This window comes from Thiohalorhabdus sp., assembly GCF_046545655.1.
Taxonomy (GTDB): domain Bacteria; phylum Pseudomonadota; class Gammaproteobacteria; order Thiohalorhabdales; family Thiohalorhabdaceae; genus Thiohalorhabdus.
Genome location: NZ_JBKGZG010000023.1, coordinates 1 through 11,607, shown reverse-complemented (window position 1 = coordinate 11,607; position 11,607 = coordinate 1). Strand labels below are relative to the sequence as shown.

The 11,607-nt window shown below is 70.1% G+C and carries 21 protein-coding genes; 20 read left to right on the top strand and 1 reads right to left on the bottom strand.

What is annotated here, in order from left to right:
- The first annotated feature begins 51 nt into the window (after positions 1-51).
- Entirely contained in the window at positions 52-765 is a 714-nt protein-coding gene (locus tag ACLFRB_RS06750; protein WP_411068247.1) for a hypothetical protein, read from the top strand.
- Positions 766-780: 15 nt separating this feature from the next.
- On the opposite strand, the gene ACLFRB_RS06745 is transcribed toward ACLFRB_RS06750, so the two are convergent.
- Positions 781-1,284 carry an Arc family DNA-binding protein gene (locus ACLFRB_RS06745; protein WP_411068246.1) on the bottom strand — a complete coding sequence of 168 codons (504 nt, stop codon included), beginning with the start codon at positions 1,282-1,284 and terminating at the stop codon, positions 781-783.
- Between the two features lie 97 nt (positions 1,285-1,381).
- On the opposite strand from ACLFRB_RS06745, the gene ACLFRB_RS06740 reads away from it, so the two are divergent.
- The 19 genes from ACLFRB_RS06740 to ACLFRB_RS06650 all read left to right on the top strand — a co-directional run bounded on the left by ACLFRB_RS06740 (position 1,382) and on the right by ACLFRB_RS06650 (position 11,540).
- A complete protein-coding gene (locus ACLFRB_RS06740; RefSeq protein WP_411068245.1) occupies positions 1,382-1,582 on the top strand; it encodes a hypothetical protein in 201 nt (66 codons plus the stop codon).
- On the top strand, positions 1,582-2,187 hold the full coding sequence (locus ACLFRB_RS06735) for a phage antirepressor N-terminal domain-containing protein (protein ID WP_411068244.1): 606 nt from the start codon (positions 1,582-1,584) through the stop codon (positions 2,185-2,187). Before ACLFRB_RS06740 ends, ACLFRB_RS06735 begins: the two co-directional genes overlap by 1 nt.
- A 137-nt stretch (positions 2,188-2,324) precedes the next feature.
- Complete coding sequence (locus ACLFRB_RS06730) at positions 2,325-2,789, top strand: phage regulatory CII family protein (RefSeq protein WP_411068243.1); 465 nt, start codon at positions 2,325-2,327, stop codon at positions 2,787-2,789.
- Entirely contained in the window at positions 2,782-2,976 is a 195-nt protein-coding gene (locus ACLFRB_RS06725; RefSeq protein ID WP_411068242.1) for a hypothetical protein, read from the top strand. Before ACLFRB_RS06730 ends, ACLFRB_RS06725 begins: the two co-directional genes overlap by 8 nt.
- Entirely contained in the window at positions 2,969-3,337 is a 369-nt protein-coding gene (locus ACLFRB_RS06720; RefSeq protein ID WP_411068241.1) for a hypothetical protein, read from the top strand. Before ACLFRB_RS06725 ends, ACLFRB_RS06720 begins: the two co-directional genes overlap by 8 nt.
- A gap of 5 nt (positions 3,338-3,342) precedes the next feature.
- Complete coding sequence (locus ACLFRB_RS06715) at positions 3,343-3,765, top strand: hypothetical protein (protein ID WP_411068240.1); 423 nt, start codon at positions 3,343-3,345, stop codon at positions 3,763-3,765.
- A 3-nt stretch (positions 3,766-3,768) separates the two neighbouring features.
- The gene (xerC, locus tag ACLFRB_RS06710; RefSeq protein WP_411068239.1) at positions 3,769-4,365 is read left to right on the top strand and encodes a tyrosine recombinase XerC; all 597 of its coding nucleotides are present in this window, start codon (positions 3,769-3,771) and stop codon (positions 4,363-4,365) included.
- A complete protein-coding gene (locus ACLFRB_RS06705) occupies positions 4,365-4,619 on the top strand; it encodes a hypothetical protein (protein WP_411068238.1) in 255 nt (84 codons plus the stop codon). The genes xerC and ACLFRB_RS06705 overlap by 1 nt, the downstream gene beginning before the upstream one ends.
- Positions 4,616-4,876 (top strand): hypothetical protein, encoded by a 261-nt coding sequence (locus ACLFRB_RS06700; RefSeq protein ID WP_411068237.1) that lies wholly within the window; start codon positions 4,616-4,618, stop codon positions 4,874-4,876. Before ACLFRB_RS06705 ends, ACLFRB_RS06700 begins: the two co-directional genes overlap by 4 nt.
- Positions 4,873-5,250, top strand: a complete 378-nt coding sequence (locus tag ACLFRB_RS06695) for a hypothetical protein (RefSeq protein ID WP_411068236.1) — start codon at positions 4,873-4,875, stop codon at positions 5,248-5,250. The genes ACLFRB_RS06700 and ACLFRB_RS06695 overlap by 4 nt, the downstream gene beginning before the upstream one ends.
- The gene (locus ACLFRB_RS06690; RefSeq protein ID WP_411068235.1) at positions 5,250-5,468 is read left to right on the top strand and encodes a hypothetical protein; all 219 of its coding nucleotides are present in this window, start codon (positions 5,250-5,252) and stop codon (positions 5,466-5,468) included. The genes ACLFRB_RS06695 and ACLFRB_RS06690 overlap by 1 nt, the downstream gene beginning before the upstream one ends.
- A complete protein-coding gene (locus ACLFRB_RS06685; protein ID WP_411068234.1) occupies positions 5,465-6,154 on the top strand; it encodes a hypothetical protein in 690 nt (229 codons plus the stop codon). The genes ACLFRB_RS06690 and ACLFRB_RS06685 overlap by 4 nt, the downstream gene beginning before the upstream one ends.
- A gap of 7 nt (positions 6,155-6,161) precedes the next feature.
- Positions 6,162-8,894, top strand: a complete 2,733-nt coding sequence (locus ACLFRB_RS06680; RefSeq protein WP_411068233.1) for a toprim domain-containing protein — start codon at positions 6,162-6,164, stop codon at positions 8,892-8,894.
- Positions 8,891-9,214 carry a hypothetical protein gene (locus ACLFRB_RS06675; RefSeq protein ID WP_411068232.1) on the top strand — a complete coding sequence of 108 codons (324 nt, stop codon included), beginning with the start codon at positions 8,891-8,893 and terminating at the stop codon, positions 9,212-9,214. Before ACLFRB_RS06680 ends, ACLFRB_RS06675 begins: the two co-directional genes overlap by 4 nt.
- On the top strand, positions 9,211-9,486 hold the full coding sequence (locus ACLFRB_RS06670) for a hypothetical protein (protein WP_411068231.1): 276 nt from the start codon (positions 9,211-9,213) through the stop codon (positions 9,484-9,486). Before ACLFRB_RS06675 ends, ACLFRB_RS06670 begins: the two co-directional genes overlap by 4 nt.
- On the top strand, positions 9,483-10,316 hold the full coding sequence (locus ACLFRB_RS06665) for a helix-turn-helix domain-containing protein (RefSeq protein ID WP_411068230.1): 834 nt from the start codon (positions 9,483-9,485) through the stop codon (positions 10,314-10,316). Before ACLFRB_RS06670 ends, ACLFRB_RS06665 begins: the two co-directional genes overlap by 4 nt.
- The gene (locus ACLFRB_RS06660) at positions 10,313-10,588 is read left to right on the top strand and encodes a hypothetical protein (protein WP_411068229.1); all 276 of its coding nucleotides are present in this window, start codon (positions 10,313-10,315) and stop codon (positions 10,586-10,588) included. The genes ACLFRB_RS06665 and ACLFRB_RS06660 overlap by 4 nt, the downstream gene beginning before the upstream one ends.
- Entirely contained in the window at positions 10,585-10,776 is a 192-nt protein-coding gene (locus ACLFRB_RS06655) for a hypothetical protein (RefSeq protein WP_411068228.1), read from the top strand. Before ACLFRB_RS06660 ends, ACLFRB_RS06655 begins: the two co-directional genes overlap by 4 nt.
- Complete coding sequence (locus ACLFRB_RS06650; protein WP_411068227.1) at positions 10,776-11,540, top strand: hypothetical protein; 765 nt, start codon at positions 10,776-10,778, stop codon at positions 11,538-11,540. The genes ACLFRB_RS06655 and ACLFRB_RS06650 overlap by 1 nt, the downstream gene beginning before the upstream one ends.
- Positions 11,541-11,607 lie beyond the last annotated feature (67 nt).

Below are 11,607 nucleotides of genomic sequence, written 5' to 3'. Positions count from 1 at the left end.
ACGGCCGGAATGCTACACTGGACAGCGCAACCCCCTGATCCCGGAGGACCTATGCGCGCTCTCTATACCGCCCTGCTCGCCGCCGCCCTGCTCGCCGCCGCCCCCGCCCACGCCGGCGGCCACCTGTCCGCCGAGGCCGCGCGGTACAGCGGCGACACCACCGTGTTCGGCCTGGACCTGGACGCCAGCGGCTGGCTCTACGGCGCCAGCGGCCGCCTGGTGCACGACGGCGCCCTGTTCGCCGCGGTGGAGGGCCACGCCCTGGCCGGCGCGGTGGACTACGACCTGGAGGGGGACAGCAGCACCGACCCCACCGCCGTCGCCGAGGGCCGCGGGCTGATCGGCGCCGACCTCGGCGGCACCACCCTCTACACCGGCCTGGGCTACCGCCACCTGACCGCCGAGCCGGGCGGCCACGACCGCACCAGCGCCAACGCCTACGTCCCCATCGGCCTCACCGCCACCGACACCACGCGCGGCGGCTGGCACATGCGCACGGTGCTGGAGTACGGCTACCTGTTCTGGGGTCAGGAGAGCCTGCAGGGGGAGGTCCTGGGCGTGGACGTGGACGAGACCGTGAGCCGGAGCAGCGGCTGGCAGTTCCGCGCCGCGCTGGAGTTCCGCAAGGGGATTTTCGAGGTAGCGCCCTACGTCCGCTTCTATTCCCTGGACCAGACGGACAGCACCAACGTGGCCGGGGGGAGCTACTACGTGGAAGACGTCGCCGAGACGGAGTACGGGCTGCGGGCGGGCATCGGCTTCTGACCGGGGTTGGGGCGGCTACCAGGTGCCGTTCCCGGGCGTGCCGGGGACATCGTGGCCGCCCTCCCCTCCTCCCTGCTGCCGCCCTTTGGCCTGCCACTCCCGCATTTCCCGCCGCACCTGCTCGCCGAGCGTCTCCCACTCGAAGGTGGGGGCCATGCGCTTGATGCCGTAGAGCAGGGCCACCCACTCCGCGAGCTCGCGCGGCTCCAGATCCAGCCGCAGGGACCGGGCCGCCTCCTCCACCAGCTCCACCGCCCGCTGGATGTACTCCAGCTCCACGCCCCCGGCCGGTACCGGCTCCCCGGACAGGCTTCGGGCGTAGGCGCCGACCTGGTCGCCCACGGACATGGGCGCGCCGCCCCATTCTCCGGCGTAGTGACGCTCCAGGCCCTCCCGGATGAACTTAATCATCTGGGCGTTGGCGGACCGGTCTCCCTGCCGGGCAACCTTACGGACTTCCTCGTACATTCCCGGAGGGAGACGGAAGGTTGTCCTGCGGTATTCGTCCTGGCTACCCATGCTCGGAATTTTGGCATCTCACTGTTAAATAGTCTTGACACCACTTTATGTCATGACACGATGTCGGGAAACGTCCTTAAGACACCAGGAGGATTCGATGAGGGACTCCCCTCGCCCCAACAAGGAGCCGGCCGTTCAGATCACGCTGCGCATTCCCGCATCCCTGCGGGACGAGCTGCGGGAGCTGGCGGACATGGACCAGCGCTCCACGAACAAGAAGGCCCAGCTTCTCCTGGAGGAGGCCTGCGAACGGGAGCGGGCGCGCCTGCAAGAGGAACCAGTGAAGGAGACCGCGTGATGGAAAAGGTGCACGCCCATCTTGATCTCAATTTCGCCGGTGAAACCCTGCCGGTGACGCAATCCGGGGACGGCCACGATGTGGTCCCGCTGAAGCCGATCACGGACTTATTCGGCCTGGGGTGGGAGCGGCAACGTAAGAAGGTCAATGAGGAATTCCCGGCCAAGCTTTACGGCGCGGTCACCGTACCGTTGTACGGGGGGACACCGTACACAGCTATCCGTCTGGACCGGGTGCAGATCTTTCTAGCTCGCCTAAGTCCGAGCCAGATCCGCGCGGGCGGCAACAAGGCCGGGGCCGACTACCTGGAAGAGAAGATCGAGGAATGGGCCGACGTGCTCCACCAGTACGAGGTGGCTCGGGGCACCTTCACTGGCCAAGCCGTGCGGCAGCAGGCCCAGCAAGCCAAGGAGCGTGACATCCGACTGAAGGAGTGGAAGGAGCTGCGGGCGCTGGTGAAGGAGCGGCGTTCGGCCAAGGAAGGATGGGAATATCGCCAGCTGGATCGCATGGTCAAAGAGCTCGCGGAAGAGACCGGGTTGCCGCTGGAGCGCATAGAGCGGGAGGAGGCGGAAGACCGCCAGATGGAGCTCGCCGAACAATAAAAAAGGCCCCGCCGGGTGCGCCAACACCCATAGGCGGGGCCCGAGGCCCTCGGCTCGGTCACCTTAGCCTCACTCACACGGTGAACCCTAGCCGAGCGCCTCCCTGATTGCAACGTGATGCCAGGGAGGTCAGTCACATGACCCGCCGCTACTTCCACGACGCGCTCGAGGAGGCCCAGTACCGGGTCGTCCGCGAGTACCCGGGCGGTGCCCGGGCCCTTGCCCCCTTGGTCGGCATGCACGCCGGCACCCTCTCCAACAAGGTCAACCCCTCGAACGAGACGCACCACCTCGCCACCCGCGAGGCGGTGGCCATGCAGCACGCCGCCAAGGACTTCCGGATCCTGCACGCCGAGGCGCAGCTGCTGCACCACACCTGCATCCCCCTGACGAGCTTCGAGGGCGTCTCCGACGCCGAGCTGCTGGACCTCTACGCCGGCTACCACAAGGAGCTGGGGGAGACCGCGGAGGCGATCCGCGACGCCCTCGCCGACGGCGCCGTGACGCGCCGGGAGCTGGAGCGCGTGCGCAAGGAGCTGTTCGAGGACACGGCCGCGGCCTTCGAGTTCCTCGCCCGCCTGGAGGACCTGGTCGATGAGTGACCGACGCCACCCCGCCCCGCCGGAGGCCCTGCGGCGGCGCGGGGTGACCGGCGCCAAGGACAACGTGGGGGAGGACCAGGCGGTTGCCGTGTCCGGGAGCCTGCTCCACCAGTTCTTCGGGGAGGAGCTCGCGGCGCGGTATACCCCGGGGAAACCTCCCGCAAAAAGGGGACGCACCCATGGCTGAGATCTACCAACTGCTGCACCCCGCCCCGTCCGAACAGCCCCGCATGGGGCAATGGCTCCATGCCGGACAGCCGCTGGTGGTGGGCCCCGGCGCCTGCCTGCACTTCGTCGCGGACACGGAGGACAACCGCACCGTGGTGCGCGGCCGCCTGGCCTTCGCCGGGCGGGACGGCCACGTGCGGGTGATGGGGGTAGACCTGGGAGCAGGGGGCATGGCGGGCCTGGAGGCCCTGCTGGGCATCCGCATCGTCCCCCGGGCGGTGCGCCTGGGGCCGGACGGGCGGATCCGGGCCCTTTATCTGGTTTTCGTCCTGGCGGCCGGCGCCGCCGGGGACCACAGCCACGAAGCCGAGAGGAGGTAGGTGGCATGTACTTCTATGTGAAGAGCGAGCCGGGCCTCTGGACCACCGGACATTTCAAGCCGGACGGGGAATGGGAGCCGGAGAAGGACTGCGAGAGCAAGGAGGAGGCTGCGGAGCGTGTGGCCTGGCTGAATGGCGGCGCGCCCCAGGAAATCAAGCCCACCCTTCGGTTTAGTTCTTTGGACGATGCCCTGTTTGTGGGGGTTGTGCAGGACGAAATCAAGGAGGCTCGGACCAAATTCCCTGGGAATGGGCGGCAATTTACCGCCTTGGTGGAAGAGGTTGGCGAGCTTGCCGAGGCCCTTTTGGAGCACGGCTCCGGTTCTGAGCGCGTCCGGGAAGAAGCCGTTCAGGTGGCGGCCATGGCTCAACGGGTGGCCGTTGAAGGCGACTCGGACCAAATCCAGGCCAAGACGGAGGAGGGCTGAGCCATGCAAGACCGTCAGACCTTCCGCCGCTACCTCACCCCCGCCGAGGAGCGCCAGCTCCTCAACACCGTGGGCCAGTTCAAGGACCTCCGCGCCCAGCGGGACCACGCCTGGCTCCGGCTCCTGCGCCAGACCGGCATCCGCGTGGGCGGCCTGGCCCGCCTCACCGTGGACGACGCCCGCCGCGCCCTGCGGGAGCGGGAGCTGTACGTCCGCGGCAAGGGTGGCCGCCACTACCGCGTGGCCACCAACCGCAAAGCGCGCCAGGCGCTGCAGGACCTGCTCCGCATCCGCAAGGAGCTGGGCCACCCGGAGCGCCCGGACGATGCCCTGGTAATGAGCCGCAAGGGCCGGGGCCTGTCCGTGCGCAGCTACCAGGACCGCCTCAAGCACTGGCGGGAGGTGGCCGGGCTGCAGGAGGCCGTCTCCCCCCACTGGCTGCGCCACACCCTGGCGAAGCGGCTGATCAAGCAGTCCACGGCGGAGCAGCCCCTGCTGATCGTCCAGCGGGCCCTGGGCCACACCGCCCTGACGTCCACGGCGATCTACACCCAGCCGGACAAGGAAGACATGGCCCAGGCCATGGAGGAGGCGAGCTGATGCCTGCCCGGCACTTTATAAAGAGCCGGGACATCCCCGGCCGGGTTGAGTCGCGTTTTTACGTCCTGGCTTCCGCCCTTCCGGCGAGCCCGGAACAGGCCTCCGTCCTGCTGAGCACCCGGGACGCCTCCCCCTTCTTCATGGACATCACCCTCCAGGAGGCCCGGGAGCTGTCCCGGGCGCTCGCCGAGCTGGTGGACGAGACCGAGGCCTGGCTGGCGGAGGCCGCCAACACCGAGGAGACCGAAGGATGAGCTACAGCACCGCGATCAGCACCGCCCCCGCCCACCCCCTCCAGGACTACAACCTCAGCGTCTACTCCACCCCGGAGGAGGCCGGGGGGAAGGCGGTCCAGATCAGCGTCATGGGGCCCAACTTCCTGCTCCACCTCACCCGCGACCAGGCGCACGAGCTCTCCGAGGCCCTGGCCAAGCACGTGGCCGTGCACGACCGACTCCACGCCCAGAAGGCCGCGGCGAGCCAGGGCCGGCAAGAGGAGATGACCCAGTGACCCCCATCCGCATCCCCGACGAGCAGCTGGAGCACCTGGCGGAGGAGTACCGGCGGCGCATGGTCGCCGAGTACCTGGGCATCCCCTTTGGCCGCTTCCTGGCGGACTGCCCGCGGATGCGGGCGCGGTACCTGGAGGCGGCGGAGGCCGAGTCCCGGATGCGCCTCCTCCCCGCGCAGGAGGCGGTGCGGGACCGCCTGGAGGCGGAGGGCTGGCACCAGCCGGACCCCCTGCGGGACCACGGCGCCACGGGCCGGGACCTGGTGCAGCGGGGGCCGGCCCTGGTGGAGCCCCTCCCCTCCCACCGCACCCGCCGCCAGCAGCGGACCACGCGCCGCGGGCGGCCGAAGGCGCGGGCGGAGCGCAGCGCGTGATGCCGGTGTGGGTCTGCGTGGGCTGCGGGGGGCGCCACGGGGCGCTCCCCCCGAACTGGCCCCGCTACGAGGCCCGCGCAGCCGGGCCCCGCCGCAGGGGCGTGTGCGGGCGGTGCGGGGATCTCTACCCGCACCTGCTCCGCGATTGGGACCAGGAACAGGGGCTGGCGGACCGTGTCCGCGGGGCGCGCGCCGCCGGCGCCGGGGAGGAAGCATGAACTGGAGCGAGAAGGCGGCCTATCTGGCCCGGAGGGCCCGGTACAAGGGCGGCATCTGGCTGATCTGGCTGGGCAAGATCGAGGACAACCCCACCCGGCTCGGATCCACGGCGGAGGCGGAGGACCTCCGCGACCCGGCCAACACGGAGCTGGGCTGGTACGACGCGGACACGACCAAGGAGCGGATCCTGGCGGACGTGGCCAAGGCCCTGGGGAGCGAGCCCTCGGGCGAGGCCAACCTCTCCCGGCCCGGGCGGCCGCCGGGACCGAAGGCCAACCCCGTCCTGGCCGCCGGGGAGCCGGAGAAGGAGCGCGCCCCGGAGCCCGAGGGGGAGACGGAAATTCCCACCTTCACCACGGCCCCGGAGCCGGAGCCCGATCCGGAGGCAGAGGCAGAGACGGAGCCGGAGCCGGAGGCCGTTGTGGATCACGACGCCGGCGAGCCCGATCCGCAACCCGCCCAAGCGGCGGCCTGTGCGCCACAAGGCGGGCCGGCGAAGTCCGAGGAGTTCGTGGTGGCGACGCTGGAGACCCGGGCGCCGGGACTGTCCGAGCAAACCTACCGGGAGGTGAAAGCGCGGCTCTACAAGGACTGGGTCCGCGCCCATGAGGGGGGATACGAGGAGCACCTCCTGGCCTATGACTACCTGATCGGGTGCCTGGAAGACACCCAGGCCGGGGACTGAGGCGCCGATGGCATCCATCGAGGACATCAAGGCCCGCGTGGACCTCCACGACCTGGCCGGCCGCCTGGGCCTGGAGCGGCCGCAGCGGGGCGGCAACTACCGCTCCCCGCACCACGAGGACCGGAATCCCTCGCTGTCCATCTACGAGGACGGCACCCAGCAGAAGTGGAAGGACCACAGCGCCGAAACGGGCGGGGACTGCATCGACCTGGTGCAGTTCGTCCTGGGGCTGGACAACGGCGAGGCCATCAAGTGGCTGCGGGAGGAGTACGCCCTCCCCGCCGACCCGCCGGCCGGCCAGAAGCCGGACAACCGCCCGAAGAGCCGGGCCGAGTGGATCGCGGAGCGGTGCTTCGGCGAGGGCGCCCTGGACCGGGCCAAGGAGTACCTGACCGGCCGGGGCATCGCCGAGGAGGCGGTGGAGCGGGCCTGGAAGAAAGGCGCCATCGGCTGGAACAGCTGGACCAGCCCCAAGGTGTCCCCCGGGGAGTTCGGCTACGGGGGCGAGGCCCTGGCCACCGTGGTGCGCACCTTCAACCCCGGCCACGTGGTGGCCGTGGACATGCGCTACCTCGATCCCGAGCAAAACGGCGGGGTGAAGACCCAGACCCAGGGCGAGAAGAAGGGCTATCCCTGGACCTCCGACATCAAGGCCCTCCAGAAGGCGGAGACGGTCTACCTGGTGGAGAGCGCGGTCAACGCCCTGTCCGTGGAGACGGCCGGCCTGCGCCGGACGGCGGCGGTGGCCATCCGCGGCGCCGGCAACGCCCCGAACATTGACCTGCGCTTCCTCCAGGGGAAACGGGTGGTGATCTGCCTGGACCACGACGACCCGGACAACTACGGCCGCTGCGCCGGCCAGGAGGCGGCCTGGTCCCTGCACGAGCGCCTGACCGCCGCCAACGTCGCCGCCCACCTGGTGGACCAGGGGCCCTGGGAGGAGGAGTTCACGGACGTCAACGACATCCTCCAAGAGCTCGGCCCCCAGGAGCTGAACCGCCGCCTCCAGGACCTGGACCGGTGGGCCATCCCCGGGGTGCGCACGGACGCCGCGGGCAAGGGCCGGCCCCGGATCTGGCTGCCCAACCACGACTTCCAGCAGTTCTGGCGCTACCAGGCGCTGGAGGACTTCACCCGCTTCGTCCAACGGGTGGAGCAGGACGAAAACGGCGAGCCCGAGTACAAGTGGGCGGACCTGTGCGGCTTCCGCGTGGCCGCCATCAGCCGGGTCTCGGTGGCCTCCGCCACGGCCACCATGACCGGCGAGGAGGACGCCCAGCCCCACCACCTGTTCGCCGTCTCCGTGCAGACCCCCCGCCACCGCCAGCAGCTCCTGCGCAAGGTCTTCGACGACGACCAGCTCCACAACACGGACAAGTGGCAGAAGCTAGGCCCCGTCTTCGCCCCGGTGCAGTTCAAGCGCTTCATCTACACCCTGGAGCGCGGCGCCGAGATCGGCGCCCGCAACGCGGTGAACTTCGTGGGGCTGGCCTGGCAGGAGGGCCGGCCGGTGGTCAACGAGGGGCCGGACACCTACTTCACCGAGCCCGAGAAGCAGTGCCCCTACCACAACCTGACCTTCCCCGCCGGATCCCGGGCTGACGCCCGGCGGGTGATCGAGGCCTACCAGGAGACCTTCCGGTCCGGCCAGGCGCTGCTGGTTCTGGCCTGGGCCCTGGGCGGCCACCTCAAGGCCTTCCTGGGGCAGTGGCCGCACATGGAGATGCAGGCCGAGAAGGGCGCGGGCAAGTCCACCCTGATCAAGCACCTGGAGCGGACCATCGCGTTCACGATGTTCAGCGGCCAGTCCCTGCAGACGGAGTTCCGCCTGCTCACCTCCACCAGCTGCACGTCCCACCCGGTGGGCTGGGAGGAGCTCTCCGCGCGCGGGCAGCAGGTCATCGACAAGGCCGTGGGCCTGCTGCAGGAGTGCTTCCAGTATTCGGTGACGCGGCGCGGCTCGGAGATGACCGAGTACGTCACCAGCGCCCCGGTGCTGCTCGCCGGCGAGGACGTGCCCGTGCGCAGCCTCACCGGAAAGCTCACCCGCGTCCAGCTGCGGGCCGCCGACCAGGGCCCCCACCTGCCGGACGGCCTGCCCCGCTTCCCCGTGCGGGACTGGCTCTCGTTCCTGGCCGAGCACAGCCGCGACCAGGTCAAGGGCGTCTACAACCGCGCCCTGGCCTACTGCCGCAAGCACTGCCGGGCGAGCGGCACGGACGCCGGCGCGCAGCGGATGGTGGAGAACTACGCCTCCGTGCTCACGGCCTGGGGCCTGCTGGCGGATTTCGCCGACATCGACCTCCGCCAGGGCGACTTCCCGGCCGCGCTGGTGGCGGAGATGAATGCCCACATCGCCGAGACGAGCGCCGACCGCGAGCCCTGGGTCTGGATCCTGGAGACGCTGTTCGGCGAGATCGCCGCCGGCCAGTACCGCCACCCCTACGCGGTGCGCCGGCGGGACGGGGTGGACTGCCTGGTCCTGCGCCCCGCCCACGTCATGCACCACCTCAAGCACAACAACCACCTCCGCGACACCTTCAACGCCCTGCCGGTCAAGAGCGACCGGGTACTGAAGAGCCAGCTGAAGCAGGCCGGCGTGGTCCACGAGGAGCGGGTGGACATCACCATCGGCAGCACCCGCCACGGCCACATGCTCGGCCTGTCCCTGCCCGCCCTCGAGGAGTACGGGCTGCACCTGCCCCGCTCCGAGGACCCCAGCGAGGAGGTCTCCCTATGACCGCCGCCCGCGACCGCAACCGCGAGGCCATGCCGGCCGCCGCCGACCTGGTGGATTTCCTGCGCGAGCACCTCCACCCGGACCTGCGGGTGGAATACGTCCACGACGAGACCACCGGCCACAGCGCGGGCACCCCGCCGGAGGAGCGGCGCCGGGACCAGGCCCCATCCATCGCCCGGGACCGCGTCCGCTGCCGGGGCTGCGCCCACCGCATCCCGGATTCCATCAACCCGCCCCAGGGCCTGGGCCACTGCGCCGTGCGCGACGCCGCTTTCTGGCCGGACGAGCTGCACCACTGCGACGAGAGGGAGCCCGAATGAAGATCGCCAGGCACAACTACCGGGCCATGGAGAGTTTCCTGCGGGAGCACGTCACCAAGCTGCGGGCGGCCGTCCGGGAGGGGACGGACGGCGCCGGCCTCTTGCGGGACTGGCAGGAACGAGCGGAGCTGGCCGAAGGGCTGGCGGACCGTATGAAGCGCGAGGCCGAGGCCCCGGAGTGCGGGGAGTGCGGCGATACCGGGGAGGTTGAACTGAGCACGGCGCCGGGGACGGCCCCTTGTGGGTGCCTGGCGGGCAAGGGATCGGCATGACCCCCCTCGCCCTCCTCACCCTCCTGGGCTGCGTGGCCACCCTGCAGTACCACTCCGTCCTCTGGTGGCTGGACCAGGTGGGCTGGAGCGGGGTGGCCATCTCCCTGGTGCTGGAGGTGGTGGCCGTCTGGTTCTGGTTCCGGCCGGGGTGGGGGCGGGTCTTCGGCGCGGCCGCGTCGGTGATCGTCCTGGCCGGCCCCCTGCACCACACGGCGGCCCCCCTGTTTCAGGCCCGGGACGCCGCCGCGGCGGAGCGGGCGGCGGTGTCCGCCAAGCTGGACAGCCTCCGCGACGAGATCCAGACCCAGCGCCAGACCCTGGCCGGCTACCGGGAGCGCAGCGAGGAGCGCGTCGGCTGGCGGGACGTGCAGGAGCGGGCGTCCGAGACCCTGGCGGAGCTCCGCGACCGCGAGCGCGACCTGGTGGCCCGCCAGGCCGCCATGCAGTCCTCCGGCCCCGTCGCCCTGGAGCTGGTGACGCTCCTGCAGCTGGGGGCGCTCCTGCTGTTCCAGATGGGCACCATTACCAGCGTCACCCACCTGTCCGCCGCGTACCGCCGGCGGCAACACCCCGAAACACCCCGCAACACCCAGCCGCAACAGGCGGCGCCGGAGGACCCGCGCCTGGCCCTGGCCGGACGCCTGGACCGCCACATGGCGGACCGGGGGCTGAGCCAAAGCGCCGTGGCCGATGCCGCCGGCGTTCCCCGCCAGGAGGTGGGACGCGCCCTGCGGCACGCGGAGACCCGCGCCCAGGGCGGCCGCACCGCCTCCGCCACGACCTGGCAACGGCTGGGCCAATACCTGCAACAAGAGGAGCGCGCAAAGTGACCGAGCTGCCCGCGTCCACCGAGGGAAGATACTGCCCGATCCAGTGCATCCAGGCCTACCGCAACCCCCGCTCCAACAACTGGCGCCTGACCGCCATCGGACTGGAGCGCTACTGCGCCCGCTGCGGCGACTTGTGGCCCGCAGACACGGAGTTCTTTTACCCATCGAGGAAGTCCGGCGGTGTGCATACCTGGTGCCGGGCCTGCTTCAACGAGGAGCGAATGTCTAGGAGGCGGCGGGCCAAGGCCGCCAACCAAGGGAGGGCCGCATGAGCGAGCGAAAGGGCTACCACGTCCGCGACGAGGAGGGGCGCTACCTCGGCCGGGTCGGCCTCGGCCTCCGCCGTGCGCGCCCGATGGTAGACAGCAAGGACGAAGCTGCCGTCTTCCCCTCCAGGACGGAGGCGGTGGAGTACAGCCGGCTCTACCCGGGGAAGATGCGCGTGGAGGAGGCGACCTGATGAACGTGACACCGATCATTTTCCAGGACGCCATGGTCCGGGCGCTGCTGAAGGGCCGGAAGACGCAGACGCGGCGGGTGGTGAAGCCGCAACTGGAGTGGCTAGACAAAAAACCGTTTTTTGGGGCATGGGGCTATCGTCGGGGTAAGCAATATCTCCATGTGGGTGGTGACTACCACCCGGATGGATGGGAGCGAATCAAAGCAGGATGCCCATACGGCAAACCTGGCGACCTGCTATGGGTGCGGGAGGCGTGGCACTCCCCGAAGAAGTGTCTGGCTGGGTACGACGGCATGAACGGGCCTGACTGCGGGTGGCGGCGGGACCGGAATCTGGTGATCTACCGCGAGGGGGCCTGGTATCAGGAAGGCCGGTTTGTGGCGAACCATCCAAAAGGGGACCCAGAGCGGTGGATTCCATCCATCCACATGCCCCGCTGGGCCTCCCGCCTAACCCTGCGCCTCACCGACGTGCGGGTGGAGCGGGTGCAGGCCATCAGCGAGGAAGACGCGAAGGCTGAAGGGGCGCCCTTGGCCCACTTCGGGGAGGCGTTTGAGGTCCCTGACATCTTTTCCGGTTGGGGCTGGTTCCCAGATCGGGCCCACCATTACGGCTTTCAGGGGCTCTGGGATTCCATCAATGGCCCCCGTGGCTTCGGCTGGGATGCCAATCCATGGGTCTGGGTTCTGGAGTTCGATGTGATCCCCAAGAACGTGGACGCGGTCTTTCAGGACGACCCCGAGACCGCCATGGAGGGCCGCTGACATGGACTACCACACCACCGTCCTCGGCCTGGAGCTCCACCTGGACGCCCCCACGCCCGAGCAGATC

Bases quoted from the DNA above. Each gene is read 5' to 3' on its own strand.
- ACLFRB_RS06750 (WP_411068247.1), top strand. From the start codon at position 52: ATGCGCGCTCTCTATACCGCCCTGCTCGCCGCCGCCCTGCTCGCCGCC.
- ACLFRB_RS06745 (WP_411068246.1), bottom strand. From the start codon at position 1,284: ATGGGTAGCCAGGACGAATACCGCAGGACAACCTTCCGTCTCCCTCCG.
- ACLFRB_RS06740 (WP_411068245.1), top strand. From the start codon at position 1,382: ATGAGGGACTCCCCTCGCCCCAACAAGGAGCCGGCCGTTCAGATCACG.
- ACLFRB_RS06735 (WP_411068244.1), top strand. From the start codon at position 1,582: ATGGAAAAGGTGCACGCCCATCTTGATCTCAATTTCGCCGGTGAAACC.
- ACLFRB_RS06730 (WP_411068243.1), top strand. From the start codon at position 2,325: ATGACCCGCCGCTACTTCCACGACGCGCTCGAGGAGGCCCAGTACCGG.
- ACLFRB_RS06725 (WP_411068242.1), top strand. From the start codon at position 2,782: ATGAGTGACCGACGCCACCCCGCCCCGCCGGAGGCCCTGCGGCGGCGC.
- ACLFRB_RS06720 (WP_411068241.1), top strand. From the start codon at position 2,969: ATGGCTGAGATCTACCAACTGCTGCACCCCGCCCCGTCCGAACAGCCC.
- ACLFRB_RS06715 (WP_411068240.1), top strand. From the start codon at position 3,343: ATGTACTTCTATGTGAAGAGCGAGCCGGGCCTCTGGACCACCGGACAT.
- xerC (WP_411068239.1), top strand. From the start codon at position 3,769: ATGCAAGACCGTCAGACCTTCCGCCGCTACCTCACCCCCGCCGAGGAG.
- ACLFRB_RS06705 (WP_411068238.1), top strand. From the start codon at position 4,365: ATGCCTGCCCGGCACTTTATAAAGAGCCGGGACATCCCCGGCCGGGTT.
- ACLFRB_RS06700 (WP_411068237.1), top strand. From the start codon at position 4,616: ATGAGCTACAGCACCGCGATCAGCACCGCCCCCGCCCACCCCCTCCAG.
- ACLFRB_RS06690 (WP_411068235.1), top strand. From the start codon at position 5,250: ATGCCGGTGTGGGTCTGCGTGGGCTGCGGGGGGCGCCACGGGGCGCTC.
- ACLFRB_RS06685 (WP_411068234.1), top strand. From the start codon at position 5,465: ATGAACTGGAGCGAGAAGGCGGCCTATCTGGCCCGGAGGGCCCGGTAC.
- ACLFRB_RS06680 (WP_411068233.1), top strand. From the start codon at position 6,162: ATGGCATCCATCGAGGACATCAAGGCCCGCGTGGACCTCCACGACCTG.
- ACLFRB_RS06675 (WP_411068232.1), top strand. From the start codon at position 8,891: ATGACCGCCGCCCGCGACCGCAACCGCGAGGCCATGCCGGCCGCCGCC.
- ACLFRB_RS06670 (WP_411068231.1), top strand. From the start codon at position 9,211: ATGAAGATCGCCAGGCACAACTACCGGGCCATGGAGAGTTTCCTGCGG.
- ACLFRB_RS06665 (WP_411068230.1), top strand. From the start codon at position 9,483: ATGACCCCCCTCGCCCTCCTCACCCTCCTGGGCTGCGTGGCCACCCTG.
- ACLFRB_RS06655 (WP_411068228.1), top strand. From the start codon at position 10,585: ATGAGCGAGCGAAAGGGCTACCACGTCCGCGACGAGGAGGGGCGCTAC.
- ACLFRB_RS06650 (WP_411068227.1), top strand. From the start codon at position 10,776: ATGAACGTGACACCGATCATTTTCCAGGACGCCATGGTCCGGGCGCTG.